Here is a 15,340-nt window from a genome sequence, read left to right on the forward strand (position 1 = left end):
CGTCAATGTTGACGAGAGGTTTTTTTTAAGGCAAAATATTTAATAATATTCTAAAATCCCAAATCGCCATTCACTTCTCTCACAGCTTTTGCAGCGGTTGCGAATTTTTCTTTTTCGGCGTCGGTTAAAGAAATCGTTACGATTTTCTCAACTCCATTTGCACCAATAATTGCCGGAACTCCCAAACAAATATCGCTTTCACCATATTCACCGTCCAACATTAATGAACAAGGAATCATTTTTTTGTGGTCGCAAAGAATGGCTTGAACCATCACAGAAACCGCTGCACCAGGTGCATACCAAGCGGAAGTTCCTAATAATTTGGTTAATGTTGCGCCACCAACTTTGGTTTCTTCAGCAACGTAATTTTGTTGTTCTTCACTTAAGAATTCAGTTACTTGAACTCCGTTTCTGGTTGCTTTACTCATCAAAGGAAGCATTCCGGTATCGCTGTGAGCTGCGATTACCATTCCGTCAACGTCAGAAATTGGACATTCCAAAGCTTCTGCCAAACGGTATTTGAAACGTGCAGAATCCAATGCTCCACCCATTCCGATAATTTTATTTTTGGGTAATCCTGAAGTTTTGTGAACCAAATATGCCATCGTATCCATCGGGTTTGAAACCACGATGATGATAACATCTGGAGAATGTTTTACCAAGTTTGCAGTCACTTCTTTCACGATTCCTGCGTTGATTCCGATCAATTCTTCTCTCGTCATTCCCGGTTTTCTTGGGATTCCTGAAGTGATAACGGCAACTTTTGATCCAGCAGTTTTGCTGTAATCCCCAGTTGTTCCGGTAATTTTAGTATCGAATCCGTTCAAAGAAGCGGTTTGCATCAAATCCATCGCTTTACCTTCGGCAAAGCCTTCTTTAATATCCACCAAAACAACTTCTGCTGCGAAATCTTTCATCGCAATATATTCCGCGCAACTTGCGCCAACTGCTCCTGCTCCAACTACGGTAACTTTCATATTTTAAATTTTATTTATTGATTTAATTTTTGAATTTCAAATTTAAGAAATATTGAAATGATGACCAATTTTAGAAATATGATTTTATCAATTATTCAAATTTTTTCTGACATTTCTCGCAGACAAATAATTTATTTTCGCCTTCGATTTTACTTAAAATTGGCGTTTTATCTTTCGGACAAATTTTCTTTTCAAAAATTAAAGTGTTCTTTTCTACGCTGTCCGTTTTTAATAAAATTAAAAATTCTTCAGCATAATCCACCACCATTTTCAGCAGAAATATTAATTTTTTCTCGGGAATCGCTTTTATTAAACTATCAGGATAAATTTTCGCATGATACAAAGTTTCGGTTCTGATAATGTTTCCAACGCCGGCAAAAAGATTTTGATTGATTAAAACATCACCGATCATTTTGTCCGCATGATTCGTTTTTAATTCATTTAAAATAAAATCGGCATCGAATTGAGGCTTTAAAATATCATTTTTAAAATTGAAATAATCCGTTGGCTTTCCTTTGTGTAATTGAGTTTTTGTGCCGTAGAAATTAATTTCAGAATGCGGAAAATGCAAAGAAAAATTGGCATTTGTTTTCTTACTTTTATTCACCAACATCGTTCCTGAATTCCCAAAATCAACGCTCACAAAAAAATCTTTGAAAACAAAAAACAGATTTTCGCCAAACGTTTCAATATCCGAAATCTTCAAATATTGAATGGCAGATTGCTCGATTTCGGCATCGCCAGAAATTCCCGAAACAATTTTACCTTTGAATCGTTGCAATTTATTTTTAAGAAATAATACGTGTGGACCTTCCAAAATTTTCAGATTTTTTAATGATTTTCAGAGCCTAAGTAGATAAAAGAAAATAGATGAAAGATAAAAGACTTACAATCCATCCTCTAAATCTTTAAAATATATTATTAAAATTTGCAAATACTTATTTAAATTTCATCAAAATTATTTTCCCCAACCCTAAAGGGAGTAATTTTGATGAAATTTTCAAGGAGTTTTTCCAATTTCTAGTCCAGAAAGTTTTCGGGATGGGGAAAGAAAAATCCTCCAAGAGCTTTTATTGCTCTTTTTCAAAATAAAGTCGGTAATATTTTCCGTTTTCATCTTGTCCTTGCTCAATCATTTTCCGGTCGCCGTGTACATAAATGCTGAAGTTTTTGTCGAGCTTGATAATGCTTTTGAAACCCCGACTTTGCTTTTTCACCGCAGATTCATTGATGGCAAAATCTTCGGAAATCGAAACCTGCATTTCTTGTTCGTAATCGGATTTAAAGTTCCCAAAACTTTCGATTACATTCTCATCTTGCAAAACTTCTTTGGTAAATTCATCATAATCAAACTGCTCTTTTTCTTTGAAGAACTCAATTGATTTATTCAGGAATTCCGCTTGATCTGCTTTTGTTGTTTCAAATTCCTGCGGCAATTGTTTGGTGATGAATTCTTTGTAAACGGACAAAGTTTCCTGGGTATGGAAATATTCGTCGTCGCGTTGTTTTACTTTCAAGAAATCCTCGAACCAATAATACATATCGCCATTTTTATTGTTGTCAACAACCGAAAGGGCGTAACCGGACTCTTTGAAATTATTGTAAATGATACAACCTTTATCCAACTTTGAAAGTCCAATTCCGTAATCTTTTTCGATTTCAAAAGTTTCGCCTTGTGGGGAAATTTTGAGGAATGGAATTTTACTTTCCATTTTAAAAATTCCGATAGAATCGATTTTAACTCCGTCGGTTTCCTCACCTTCGAAGTAACAAATAAACAATTCACCTGCTTGTACACGAGGGTTTTCAGAAATATCATATAGATGTTCCGCTATATTTTCAGACTCGTATTTGAATTGAGTTAAATCTTCGAAAATTTCAGAAACAGAACTGAACACGGGATTGTTGACTAAATAGGTGTCGCTGTAAAACTGAAACTGCTCTTCTGATTTAAAGGCTTTCAGGAAAAAGTCTTCGAGCAATTCCGTCATGCCTTCATCAGGTTGATATTCTTCTTGTGAAAGAATAAGTGATTCCTGATTGATTTTGTTTCCGACTTTATGAATGATGAGTTTTGAAAGCATTTTTTTGAATTATAAATAAGTTGCAAAGATATTTTTAAAAGATTGAAGCATGAAATTTTTAAAGATAAATATATTTTTTAAAAATGAAAAACAAATTATCGGATAAAAGTCATATTTTCACAACAAAAATATTGTTGGATGTCCATTTTTAGAATGTTTAAAAATTATTCAAAAATCAAATTTTCAAAGAATTTTTCTTTTCCCATCCTGAAAACTTTCGGGACTAAAGGGTGGAAAAATTCTATTAAACCCTATTAAAGTTACTCTTGCAGATGGAGGGGTATAATAAATGATGTGAAAAATCGTTTTGGTCATTTAATCAAAGTCGTACTCAGGAGTGATGACAAGAAAACAGCTTTAGCCCATGATTGTAGAATGCACCTTTTCCTAGTTGATAACGATAGAAGGCGATGTAGAAATTTTGAACTCCTCATGGAAAACGCTGAAAATATAGTCAAATCATCTTCTATAAAACTATTATTGAATAAAACTCATCAAAGACTCTTATTTTTTATTTTTTTCGTAAAAATGATTATTTTTTTTTCATTGGACTTTTAAAATTGAAATTTCACAATACAGTTGCCTTAAAAAGCGATTTTCTTCAAGTGTATGGGCTGTTTTTTAGAATATTAGTTATTCACATCTGACGTGCGGTGGTTTAATTTTACTATTTTTGCAAAACTTTAAGAATAATATGAGAAAAATCAAAAATACTTTTCTGGTGGCTACACTCATTGGTCTCGCTTATTCCTGTAAACCGAAACAAAACATGGTTTATATGGAGAGGCAAACCACGGAACTGAATCAAGAAGTGAAGCAGGCGGTATTTGAAGGAAGCCATTTACAAGCTGGAGATCTTTTGGATATTAAAGTAACCGCTTTTGATGACAATGCGGTGCGTCCTTTTAATCTTCATTCGATGAACCAAGCTGGGAATGCAACTGAGGTTATCCCAGGTCAGCTTGTGTCTGCTCCTGTTGGATATTTGGTAAGCAATGATGGTTATATCGTCTTTCCTGTTTTGGGGAAAATATTGGTAAAGAATATGACCTTGTCTCAACTTCGGGAAAATCTTGAAACAAGACTTTTGGAATACCTTACCGATCCTCTGGTTACGATTCGACAGTTAAACTTCAACATTACAATATTGGGCGAAGTGAAAAAACCCGGACAATACACCAGCCCTTCAGACAAAATCACCATTTTGCAAGCTTTAGGAATGGCAGGAGACATGACCGACAATGGTGACCGGACACAAGTTAAGCTCGTAAGATATGAAAATGGCATCGACCAAACCCATGTGATTGATTTCACCGATAAAAACATCACTTCTTCTCCTTACTATTATATGCAGCAAAACGATGTTCTGTATGTACAGCCAGATGAAAATAAGAAAATAATTGCGAACATCAACCCCAACCGTGCACTCACTTTTTCTATTATTGGAAGTGCAATTGCCTTACTGTCCATCATTATCCGATTTAAATAAGTTATGAACGAATTCAATGAACAAGAGGAAAGTAATTCCTTAGATCTGCAAGCTGAACTGAACAAATATTTAAAAAAATGGCCTTGGTTTCTGCTTTCGCTTTTCATAGCACTGGTCCTTGCATGGCTCTACCTTCGTTATACGCCAAAACAATATGCGACCAATGCTTCTGTTTTAATTTCAACCAGCGATAAAAAAAACAATTCCGTCAGCATGGAGGATTTTTCGAACTTGGCCCTTGGTGGAAATTTAGGTGCAGCCAATCTACAGGATGAGATTGCCATCATGAAATCGAAACCTCTTCTCTTTGATTTGGTGAAAAAACTTAATTTAGATGTGCAGATATTGAATGAGGGACGGGTTATTTCTAAAAACATTTATGATGAAGTTCCTATTTTTGGTCATTTGGAAATTTCAAATCCAAGAAAATTCGTATCGCAAACTTTCTCTTTTACACCAGTTAATTCTAAAGAATTCACTTTAAAACAGGAAGACGGTTTGGCAAAAACGCACCATTATGGTGAACAAGTCGTCATACAAAATGCTACTCTCACCCTTTATAAGCAACCTGAGATTTCGTTTAAATCTCCTTTAACAATACAGTTGTCCCACCCAGATATCATGGTTAGTAATCTCGAACAGAGGATTGTCGCCATGCAGGATATGAAAAACAAATCCAGTATCATCTCCTTAACTTATGTAGGCAAAATCCCTCAAAAATCTGAAAACATTCTCAATGAATTAATCAAACAGTATAATAAAGATGCTACTGATAATAAAAATTTAGAATCGCAGAATACCGCATCTTTTATTGATGGACGATTGGATTTGATTACCAAAGAACTGGGGAATATTGAAAATCAAAAAGCAAGCTTCAAACGAAACAACCAGATTACCGATTTAGTGAGTCAGGCTCAACTCTCTGTGCAAAATGCCAACGATGCCACTAAAAAAATTATGGACGTCGGCACCCAGTTAGAAATGGTGAATTCAGTCTTGAGTTACGCCAATTCAGCAAATAATGAACAGTTGCTTCCAAGCAATTTAGGAATGCCTTCAGGCTTGGACAATGTGATCAACGAATACAACCAGTTGGTTTTAACGCGCAATAAAACCTTAAGACAGGCGACTAATTCAAATCCCGCGGTGATCCAGTTCAACCGGGACATCTCCTCTATGCGCTCGGTTATTAAAGAAAATCTGCAAAAGTCACGGATTTCTTTGCAGTCGAATATGGCGGCATTACAACAAAGGTTAAATGACAACAAAGCCGCTGTTGGAAAATTCCCCGATCAGGAAAAGATTTTCCGAAATATCGACCGTCAACAGAATATTAAAGAAGCACTCTACTTATTCCTGCTTCAAAAAAGAGAAGAAACGTCCATCTCATTGGCGGTGACCACCCCAAAAGCAAGGGTGGTGAATCCAGCTTATACCTTTTTAAATCCTGTATCACCGCAAAATTCAAAAATATATTTAATAGCCTTTACCTTAGGACTAGCCATTCCTTTTTTATTATTTTACCTCTATTTCTTTTTTGATAATAAAATAGCCAATAAAGCTGATATTTCCAGAGCTTTACCCAACATCCCTTTACTGGCTGAAGTTCCTACCGCAGATAAAGCTGCCGGAGATCTTGTGGTAAAAAATGATCTTTCGATTTATGCTGAATCTTTCCGGATTCTGCTTACCAATCTAAAATTTATGATCAATAAAATACAGGATCGGGCACCGGTGATTTTATTTACTTCTTCGGTGAAAGGCGAAGGAAAAACGACCATTTCAATGAATTCTGCCTTGACGTTAAGCTCGAATAAAAAGGTGGTTCTGATTGGAGCAGATCTGCGTAATCCACAGTTAAAAAGATATGTTACGACCAAACAAATAGGGTTGGCTGATTATTTAGCAGATCCAACTGTGGAACTGGCGGATATCCTGGGATCTTCTAATTTGAATATGAATTTAGACATCATCGATTCAGGGACCATCCCACCGAACCCGACCGACTTACTGGAAGAAAAACGATTAAGAACATTAATTACTGATCTGACCTCCAAATACGATTATATCTTGATTGACTCTGCCCCAATGATGATGGTGAGTGACTCTTTCCACCTCTTGGCTCTGGCGGACGTACTCGTCTATGTGACCCGTGCCCAATATACCGAGAAACAGTTACTCAACTATATTAAAGTGGTAGCAGCGGACGAAAATGTGGCGAAAATTGGAGTGGTCTTAAACGACATCAAAAAAAGCGAATTGCGCTACGGCTATGGAGGGAAATACGGCTATGGTTATTATTCTGATGAAAATAAAAGCTTTCGGGAACGTTTAAAAGGAAAATTTTAATTTCCCTTTCCACTAATTAATAGAAACAAGTCCTAGAAATAAACAGCTATTTAAATAAAAGATAATAAGACGAATGGTAGATTTTAAAAATTTGAAAGATAAAAAAGTACTTGTCACTGGCGGTGCCGGTTTTATAGGCTCCAATTTGTGTGATGCCCTGCTGCAGCACGGAGCTCAAGTCACTTGTTTGGATAATTTTGCAACAGGTAAAAGAGAGAATATACACGCCTTTCTATCTAATGAAAAATTTACTTTAATCGAAGGGGATATCCGGAACCTAGATACCTGTCACAAAACCTGTTCAAATCAGGACTTCGTCCTTCACCAGGCTGCTTTAGGATCAGTACCAAGATCGATCAATGATCCGATTACGAGTAATGAAGTCAATGTAGGTGGTTTTTTGAAGATGTTGGTTGCGGCCAAAGATGCTGGAGTCAAAAGATTTGTCTATGCCGCCAGTTCCTCTACCTATGGTGATTCTGAATCGTTGCCGAAAGTGGAAGAGGTCATCGGTAGACCTTTGTCTCCTTATGCCATCACCAAATACGTCGATGAACTCTATGCCGACGTGTTCAAAAGAACCTATGATTTTAATACGATTGGATTAAGGTATTTTAATGTTTTTGGGCGCCGTCAGGATCCAAATGGAGCCTATGCCGCAGTTATTCCGAAATTTGTAATGCAATTCATGGCCTATGAATCCCCGACCATTAACGGTGGCGGTGAGTATTCCCGTGATTTTACCTATATCGACAATGTGGTCTTAATGAATCTTTTGGCTTTGACTTCTGAAAACAGTGAAGCATTAAACCAGGTTTATAATACGGCATTTGGGGAAAGAACCACTTTGAATGATCTGGTTAAATATTTGAAAGAATACCTTGTAGAATTTGATCCAAAGATCGCAGATGTCGAAGTTCAATATGGCGACTACCGGAAAGGCGATGTCCCCCATTCTTTAGCCAGCATCGACAAAGCGAAACAATTATTGAATTATAATCCCCACTTTTCAATGAAGGACGGTTTGAAAGAAGCCGTGACTTGGTATTGGAACAATTTAAAATAAAATTATGCAGCACAAAATTACCGTCTTAGGCTTAGGTTATGTAGGATTGCCATTGGCAAGACTTTTCGCCACAAAATTTCCCACAGTGGGCTTTGATATCAATCAAGCTCGAATTCAAGATTTGAATAAGGGGCATGATGATACTTTAGAAGTTTCTGATGAACTACTTAAATCTGCGTTAGTGCAAGACAATCCTTCGAAAGATCAGAAAGGGCTTTATTGTTCTTATGATCTAAAAGATATTGAGGATTCTAATATTTACATCATTACAGTACCGACGCCTGTTGATAAAAATAACCGTCCTGTTTTGACGCCACTCATTAAAGCGAGTGAGACGGTAGGTAAAGTTTTAAAAAAAGGAGATATTGTTATTTACGAATCAACCGTATATCCAGGAGCAACTGAAGAGGATTGTATTCCTGTAGTTGAAAAAATTTCCGGTTTAAAATTTAATATTGATTTCTTTGCAGGCTATTCACCAGAAAGAATTAATCCGGGAGATAAAGAACATACCGTAGAAAAAATCCTAAAAGTAACGTCCGGTTCTACTCCTGAAATAGGAATTGTTGTAAATGATATTTATAAGTCGGTTATTACGGCAGGAACGCATTTAGCACCGACCATTAAAGTAGCAGAAGCAGCGAAAGTCATTGAAAACTCCCAGAGAGATATCAATATTGCTTTTGTGAATGAATTGGCGAAGATTTTTAATTTAATGGATATCAATACGCATGATGTTTTAGAGGCAGCAGGAACCAAATGGAATTTTCTTCCTTTTAAACCGGGACTGGTTGGTGGACACTGCATCGGTGTTGATCCCTATTATTTAGCACAAAAGGCCCAAGAATATGGCTATCACCCAGAGATTATTCTAGCGGGAAGAAGGTTGAATGATTCAATGGGTCAATATGTAGCTGCTCAGGTTATTAAAACCATGATTAAGAAAAATATCGCTGTTAATAAAGCAAAAATATTAATGTTGGGGATTACTTTTAAAGAAAACTGTCCTGATGTACGTAACACGAAAATTGTAGATGTGATCTCAGCCTTAGAAGATTATGGCACAACCGTCACCACTTATGACCCTTGGGCAAATTCGGCAGAAGTAAAACATGAATATGGGATTGAAAGTACTTCGGAAATTCCTACAGAGCGATTTGACGCCATTATTTTGGGTGTTGCTCATAAAGAGTTTTTAAAGCTTAATCTAGAGCAGCTTAAAAATGAGAACGCCATTGTTTATGATGTGAAAGGCATATTAAAACATTCAGATTCAAAATTATAAAAACGCAATGTAATTCGTAGTGAATACTGAACTTTTATTAAGATATAAAGTTTGTAACAGAAAATTGATTTTTATAATAACAATAAAGCGCTCATCGTAAGATGGATAAAAAATAAGTAAGGGATGAAGATTACCGTAGTGGGAACAGGATATGTAGGACTTTCGAATGCGATCCTTTTGGCTCAGCATCATGAAGTGGTAGCATTGGACATTGTACCGGAAAAAATTGCGTTGCTTAATGATAAAAAATCTCCGATTGATGATGCTGAAATCATTGATTTTTTAAATAACCGAGAATTAAACTTTAAGGCAACTTTAGATAAGAATGAAGCATACAAAAATGCAGATTATGTTATTGTCGCCACTCCTACCGATTACGATGCTAAAACTAATTATTTTAATACCAGTAGCGTAGAATCTGTTGTTACGGAAGTTAAAAAATATAACCCCAATGCGGTGGTCATCATAAAATCTACAGTTCCTGTAGGATTTACTGAATCATTAAAAGTGAAATTTGATTTTCAGAATATTATTTTTTCACCCGAATTTTTAAGAGAAGGAAAAGCATTATACGACAATTTGTATCCGTCGAGAATTATCATCGGTGAACAAAGCAAGCGTGCAGAAATTTTTGCGAACCTCTTAAAAGAAGGAGCAGTAAAAAAGGAAATTTTAACCTTATTTACCAATCCTACAGAAGCAGAAGCAATCAAATTGTTCTCCAACACCTATTTGGCAATGCGCGTAGCCTATTTCAATGAATTGGACAGTTATGCTCAAATCCACGATTTGGATAGCCGGCAGATTATTGAAGGAGTCAGTTTAGATCCGCGTATCGGGTCGCATTATAACAACCCCTCCTTCGGATATGGCGGGTATTGTTTGCCAAAAGACACGAAGCAGTTGTTGGCGAATTACGAAGCAGTTCCCAATAATATTATACAGGCCATTGTAGATGCGAATAGAACACGTAAAGATTTTATTGCAGACTCTGTTTTAGCGAAGAATCCCCAAAAGGTAGGTATTTATCGATTGATTATGAAATCGGGTTCCGATAATTTCAGAGCTTCAGCAATGCAAGGAGTAATGAAGCGGATAAAAGCAAAAGGAGTAGAAGTCGTTGTTTATGAACCAGTTTTAGAAGAAGAGTTTTTCTTTGGATCAAAGGTTTTAAAGGATTTAGATGCTTTTAAAAAAGAATGCGATGTCATTATCACGAATCGATCGACGATGGAATTGGATGATGTAAAAGATAAAGTATATACCCGAGATTTATTTGGGAATGATTAATTTTTATTAATAAAATTAATGATGTTTCTAATAGACAGAAAATGCTACATCGAAAAAACGTTACAGAATAGGGATTTAATTACGAAATATCGGAAATGTAAATAGATTAGTTTCATATTTTTATAGATAATGGCTAATGTAATATTTTATTAGGAGAATTTTTATCGGAAGGGTTATGAGATGGTTGAAGAAAATTTAAGGAATTAAGAAGTTGCTATTTATTATTATATGGTGCTATTAGAAGATAGAATTTGGTGATGAGACCTAAAACAATTTATAATAGGTAGATTGTGAAAAATTAAGCAATCAATATAAAAAAACAACCAAAATCTGTACTATAAATAAAATGATGAAAGAAAACCAAACAAACAATACAATTCAGGCTTTTTGGGTCGCAATGGGAAGTTTAAGCTCGATCGGTTTGGCCATTATTAGTGCAGCTATACTCTCTCGATACTTTAATAAAGCTGACTATGGAACATACAAGCAGATTGTATACGTTTATTCAACTTTGTTAGTGGTCTTCTCGGCGGGATTACCTCGGGTATTTGCTTATTTCCTTCCACGTTATTCACTTGAAGAGGGAAAGAATATTGTAAAAAAGGTCAATAAAGTACTTTTTTTTGCAGGTTTCTTTTTCGCAGTTTTTTTGTTTGTTTTTTCAGGAGTAATTGCTAATATATTAAACAATCCTGGTTTATCTTATGGATTAAAAATATTTTCTCCGATTCCTATGTTCTTGTTGCCGACCTTAGGTATAGAGGGAATATTTTCAACGTATAAGAAAACAATATATATAGCAATTTATAATACCCTTTCCAGATTGTTGATGTTGGTCTTTATTGTGGTACCTGTTATTGTTTTCAAAGGTGATTATATATCAGCAGTGTACGGCTGGCTTGCGGTTTCAGTACTAACTTTTGCAATGGCATATTATTTCAAAGAAATTCCTTTTAAAAATGTGAAATCGATTGAAACTTCACTTAAATATAAAGAAATTTTTGGATACAGTCTTCCTTTGGTAACAGCAAGTTTATGGGGTATTGCAATAAAATCTGCGGATCAGTTTTATATTAGTAAATTTTTTGGGAAAGAGGTATTTGCAGAATATTCTAACGGTTTTATCGAATTGCCATTTGTCTCAATGGTAACTGCGAGTGCTTCAGTCGTACTAATGCCATTGTTTTCAAAAATATTAAGTGATAATAGTGGTATGGACAATCTGTTAACAGTTTGGCGAAGCACTTTAAACAAATCTTCTAAAATTATTTTTCCATTAGTTGTTTTTTTTATTGCTTTTGCAACAGAAATAGTTGTGCTTATGTATTCCGAACAATATAGTGATTCAGCAATATATTTTAGGATTAATATGGTCTTGAATTTTTTTAATATAATTATATTCGCCCCTTTATTTTTTGCACTAGGAAATACAAAATTATATTCCAGAGTGCATATGTTTTTGGCAATAGCAGTGTGGGTCTTGGGATATCTTATGATAAAAATATTTAATTCACCAATTGCAATTGCTGTAAACAGTACATTTCTATCTATTGTGAAAATTATGGTTTTTGTTTATTTGTCACTAAAAATACTACATCTAAAATTTAGCGAATTCATACCGATGAGGCAAATATTGATGATTTTATTGCAAGCCACAATGACAATTGTTTTAATAAAATTAATCCAAATTTACTTTCTTAATAATTTATTAATTATTATTCAACTAGCGATATGTGCTGTTCTTTATATGCTAATTCTATTAATAACGGCTAAGTTTTTCCGTATAGATTATTATAGTATTATTCGGCCATTGATGAAAAAAATATTAAAATAGTATGAAAATTACACTGATTGCCGGGGCGCGGCCAAATTTTATGAAAATCGCTCCAATTATTCAAGCTATTAAAAAGGCGAAGGATAAAGGACAAAATATAAATTATCGATTAGTGCACACAGGACAGCACTATGATAAGAATATGAGCGGTAGTTTTTTCGAAGAACTTAATATCCCAAAGCCAGATGCTAATTTAGAATGTGGTGGTGGTACCCAAGCAGAACAAACCGCTGCTATTATGATTGCTTTTGAAAGAGAACTCATCGCAAATCCTGTTGATCTGGTCATGGTAGTAGGCGACGTTACTTCAACAATGGCGTGCAGTATTGTAGCAAAAAAACTAGACACCAAAGTAGCTCATGTCGAGGCAGGAATTCGCAGCTGGGATTTAAGTATGCCAGAGGAAATTAACAGAATGGTGACAGACTCCATTACAGATTATTTTTTTACGACTACAGCGTTGGCCGATGAAAACCTACGTAAAGCAGGGGTAACGGATGATAGAATCTTTTTCGTTGGAAATGTCATGATTGATACCTTGCTTGCCAATCGCCACCGTTTTCATCAACCGGAGTTCTTTAATAAATTAGGATTAGAGAAAGGTAATTATTTTGTTTTGACCATGCACCGACCAGGTAATGTGGATGAAGCTGAAAAATTAAAGCAATTGATGCAAGAAATCGTTGCACATAGCGGAGGATTACCAATCGTATTTCCAATACATCCTCGCACTGCCAAAATTTTTGATGAGTTAGGAATAAAAGCAGACAATTTGAAAATTGTAGATCCGTTAGGATATTTACAATTCAACTATTTAGTAGAAAACGCAAAAGCAGTGATAACAGACTCTGGTGGAATTACGGAAGAAACCACGGTAATGGGTATTCCATGTATCACACTTAGAGAAAATACCGAACGGCCAGAAACAATTACTATTGGAACCAATGAGTTGATTGGAACAAATCCTAAAAATATTAAACCAGCTCTGGAAAAATTGTTTAATGGTGAATGGAAGAAAGGAGGAATTCCCGAATTATGGGATGGCAAAGCAGCAGAAAGAATTGTTGATGTTTTAGTAAAGTTGTATGGATAAGAAAAGAATATTAATTGTTACGAGTGGTTTTTATCCCGAGCAAAGCCCCAGGGCTTTCAGAGCGACCGAATTGGCTAAAGAATTTTGCAGACAAGGACATGAAGTTGTTGTTATGGCGCCACATAAGGAAAATGTACAACCGTTATTAGAAGAGTTCCCAATCCAATTTGTTGATTTAGGACAATTAATGTGGCATATACCGAATGTAAAAGGCTGTGGGAAATTAGGCGCTTTTTGTAATAAAGCAATAAATCGGTTATTACCACTATTGTTTGCATTTCCCCAAATGGAAATTTTCTTCATGGTAAAACGAAAATTAAAATCAGAACCAAAGAACTATGATCTTTTGATTTCCATTGCAGTACCCCATCCAATACATTGGGGTATAGCTTCTGTTTGGTCAAAAAAGAAAGAGGAGAATATTGCACCCTTGTGGATTTCAGATTGTGGAGACCCGTACTACATTCAAGAGAATGACACATTTCGGCCTCCTTTTTATTTCAAATGGGTAGAAGAATGGTTTATGCGTAAAACCGACTTTATTACGGTACCTACGGAAACCTCATACAGGGGTTATCTTTCTGAATTTCACCCAAAACTGAAAGTGATACCACAAGGATTTCGTTTCGAAGATATTGATAAGAAAGCTGTTTTGAACGATGGCATCGTTCGTTTGGGATATGGAGGTGGCTTTACTCTTGGTAGAAGAGATCCCCGTGAGTTACTTGATTTTTTAACCAATTTGGATCAGTCTGTTCGTTTTGAATTTCACCTATTTACTGCTCAAAGTCAATTTATTGAGCCGTATATCAAAGACAGCAGAATTAAACTTCATCCCCCAATACCCAGAACTGAATTATTAGAAATATTATCTACTTTTAATTTCGTAGTAAATATTGCAAATATAGGTCTGGCGCAAACTCCAAGCAAACTTATTGATTATGCAATTATAGAAAAACCCATTTTACAAATTATATCGGGGAATTTGGATAGAGAAGTGGTATTGCAGTTCATGAACGGCAATTATGAAAAACAATTCATAACGATGAATCCCGAACGTTACCGTATTGAGGAAGTGGTAAAACAATTTTTAAATTTAAGTATTAGTGGGAAAGATCAACAATAAAACTTTTATAGCCTTGTGGTTGTTTAATCCGTTTTTGAGTGGGATTTACTTGTTTCGAAACTTAAAGCAAAACACAAGTATATTACCCTATTTATTATTGTCCTTCTTTTTTGGATTATCTTTTGTGGTTTCTACTACAGGAGGAGACTCGGTACGCTACACAGCCGAACTGGTAACATATCATCAACAAAATATCTCTTTATCACAAGTCTTAAATCAATTTTATGAAGACGGAAATTCGACATTAGATGTATACCAACCTTTGGTAACTTGGGCGGTAAGTATATTTACCGCTAATACAAAGGTACTATTTGCTATTTTTGCTTTGGTTTTTGGCTATTTCTGGTTTAAAAGTTTATTGATTATTCGCTCAAATATCGATATTCCTCTAAAAGGTCTCGCAGGACTCGCATTTCTATTACTTGCGTTAATCAATCCAATTTGGAATATTAATGGGGTACGCATGTGGACCGCGGTAGGGATTTTTTTCTACGGGATTATTCTATTGTACTTACAAAATAGTAAAAGAGGCTGGTTTTTTTTAATTCTACCAATGTTTATTCACTTTTCATTAATTATATCTTTAATTTTATATTTATTATATCGGGTTATTCCTTCGAAAAATAAAACGGCTCTTTTAGTTTTATTTATTTTTACTTTCTTTTTAGGAGAGTTAAATTTAGATGTAGTGAGAGAATATTTTGAATTGTTACCAGGTATTATACAAACCAAACAAGGTTATTTAGG

Annotated in this window: 12 protein-coding genes; 9 read left to right on the top strand and 3 right to left on the bottom strand. The window is 35.2% G+C overall.

The features are described 5' to 3' along the window. Positions 1-50 precede the first annotated feature (50 nt). From WBY99_RS10715 to WBY99_RS10725, 3 genes are all read right to left on the bottom strand, one after another. Entirely contained in the window at positions 51-977 is a 927-nt protein-coding gene (locus WBY99_RS10715; RefSeq protein ID WP_423976325.1) for a malate dehydrogenase, read from the bottom strand. Positions 978-1,068: 91 nt separating this feature from the next. Beyond that, on the bottom strand, positions 1,069-1,794 hold the full coding sequence (locus WBY99_RS10720; RefSeq protein WP_423976326.1) for a hypothetical protein: 726 nt from the start codon (positions 1,792-1,794) through the stop codon (positions 1,069-1,071). 253 nt (positions 1,795-2,047) lie between these two features. Beyond that, a complete protein-coding gene (locus WBY99_RS10725) occupies positions 2,048-3,061 on the bottom strand; it encodes a nucleoid-associated protein (RefSeq protein ID WP_423976327.1) in 1,014 nt (337 codons plus the stop codon). A 694-nt stretch (positions 3,062-3,755) separates the two neighbouring features. Between WBY99_RS10725 and WBY99_RS10730 the strand changes: the two genes are divergently transcribed. The 9 genes from WBY99_RS10730 to WBY99_RS10770 all read left to right on the top strand — a co-directional run. Further along, positions 3,756-4,550 carry a polysaccharide biosynthesis/export family protein gene (locus WBY99_RS10730; protein ID WP_423976328.1) on the top strand — a complete coding sequence of 265 codons (795 nt, stop codon included), beginning with the start codon at positions 3,756-3,758 and terminating at the stop codon, positions 4,548-4,550. 3 nt (positions 4,551-4,553) lie between these two features. Continuing rightward, positions 4,554-6,899, top strand: a complete 2,346-nt coding sequence (locus tag WBY99_RS10735) for a GumC family protein (protein ID WP_423976329.1) — start codon at positions 4,554-4,556, stop codon at positions 6,897-6,899. A 73-nt stretch (positions 6,900-6,972) separates the two neighbouring features. After that, positions 6,973-7,965, top strand: a complete 993-nt coding sequence (locus WBY99_RS10740; RefSeq protein WP_423976330.1) for an SDR family oxidoreductase — start codon at positions 6,973-6,975, stop codon at positions 7,963-7,965. A 4-nt stretch (positions 7,966-7,969) separates the two neighbouring features. Beyond that, positions 7,970-9,250: a nucleotide sugar dehydrogenase gene (locus tag WBY99_RS10745; RefSeq protein WP_423976331.1), complete on the top strand. Its 1,281-nt coding sequence runs from the start codon at positions 7,970-7,972 to the stop codon at positions 9,248-9,250. Between the two features lie 123 nt (positions 9,251-9,373). After that, positions 9,374-10,540: a nucleotide sugar dehydrogenase gene (locus WBY99_RS10750; protein WP_423976332.1), complete on the top strand. Its 1,167-nt coding sequence runs from the start codon at positions 9,374-9,376 to the stop codon at positions 10,538-10,540. A 346-nt stretch (positions 10,541-10,886) separates the two neighbouring features. Beyond that, the gene (locus tag WBY99_RS10755; RefSeq protein ID WP_423976333.1) at positions 10,887-12,374 is read left to right on the top strand and encodes an oligosaccharide flippase family protein; all 1,488 of its coding nucleotides are present in this window, start codon (positions 10,887-10,889) and stop codon (positions 12,372-12,374) included. Position 12,375: 1 nt separating this feature from the next. Next, positions 12,376-13,467: a non-hydrolyzing UDP-N-acetylglucosamine 2-epimerase gene (gene wecB, locus WBY99_RS10760; protein ID WP_423976334.1), complete on the top strand. Its 1,092-nt coding sequence runs from the start codon at positions 12,376-12,378 to the stop codon at positions 13,465-13,467. After that, positions 13,460-14,593: a hypothetical protein gene (locus WBY99_RS10765; protein WP_423976335.1), complete on the top strand. Its 1,134-nt coding sequence runs from the start codon at positions 13,460-13,462 to the stop codon at positions 14,591-14,593. Before wecB ends, WBY99_RS10765 begins: the two co-directional genes overlap by 8 nt. After that, positions 14,574-15,340: EpsG family protein (locus WBY99_RS10770; protein ID WP_423976336.1), on the top strand; the 767-nt coding region annotated here is incomplete at its 3' end. The genes WBY99_RS10765 and WBY99_RS10770, both read left to right, overlap by 20 nt.

The organism is Kaistella sp. (assembly GCF_049588135.1).
Classification (GTDB): Bacteria; Bacteroidota; Bacteroidia; order Flavobacteriales; family Weeksellaceae; genus Kaistella.

Bases quoted from the DNA above. Each gene is read 5' to 3' on its own strand.
- WBY99_RS10715 (WP_423976325.1), bottom strand. From the start codon at position 977: ATGAAAGTTACCGTAGTTGGAGCAGGAGCAGTTGGCGCAAGTTGCGCG.
- WBY99_RS10725 (WP_423976327.1), bottom strand. From the start codon at position 3,061: ATGCTTTCAAAACTCATCATTCATAAAGTCGGAAACAAAATCAATCAG.
- WBY99_RS10730 (WP_423976328.1), top strand. From the start codon at position 3,756: ATGAGAAAAATCAAAAATACTTTTCTGGTGGCTACACTCATTGGTCTC.
- WBY99_RS10735 (WP_423976329.1), top strand. From the start codon at position 4,554: ATGAACGAATTCAATGAACAAGAGGAAAGTAATTCCTTAGATCTGCAA.
- WBY99_RS10740 (WP_423976330.1), top strand. From the start codon at position 6,973: ATGGTAGATTTTAAAAATTTGAAAGATAAAAAAGTACTTGTCACTGGC.
- WBY99_RS10745 (WP_423976331.1), top strand. From the start codon at position 7,970: ATGCAGCACAAAATTACCGTCTTAGGCTTAGGTTATGTAGGATTGCCA.
- WBY99_RS10750 (WP_423976332.1), top strand. From the start codon at position 9,374: ATGAAGATTACCGTAGTGGGAACAGGATATGTAGGACTTTCGAATGCG.
- WBY99_RS10755 (WP_423976333.1), top strand. From the start codon at position 10,887: ATGATGAAAGAAAACCAAACAAACAATACAATTCAGGCTTTTTGGGTC.
- wecB (WP_423976334.1), top strand. From the start codon at position 12,376: ATGAAAATTACACTGATTGCCGGGGCGCGGCCAAATTTTATGAAAATC.
- WBY99_RS10765 (WP_423976335.1), top strand. From the start codon at position 13,460: ATGGATAAGAAAAGAATATTAATTGTTACGAGTGGTTTTTATCCCGAG.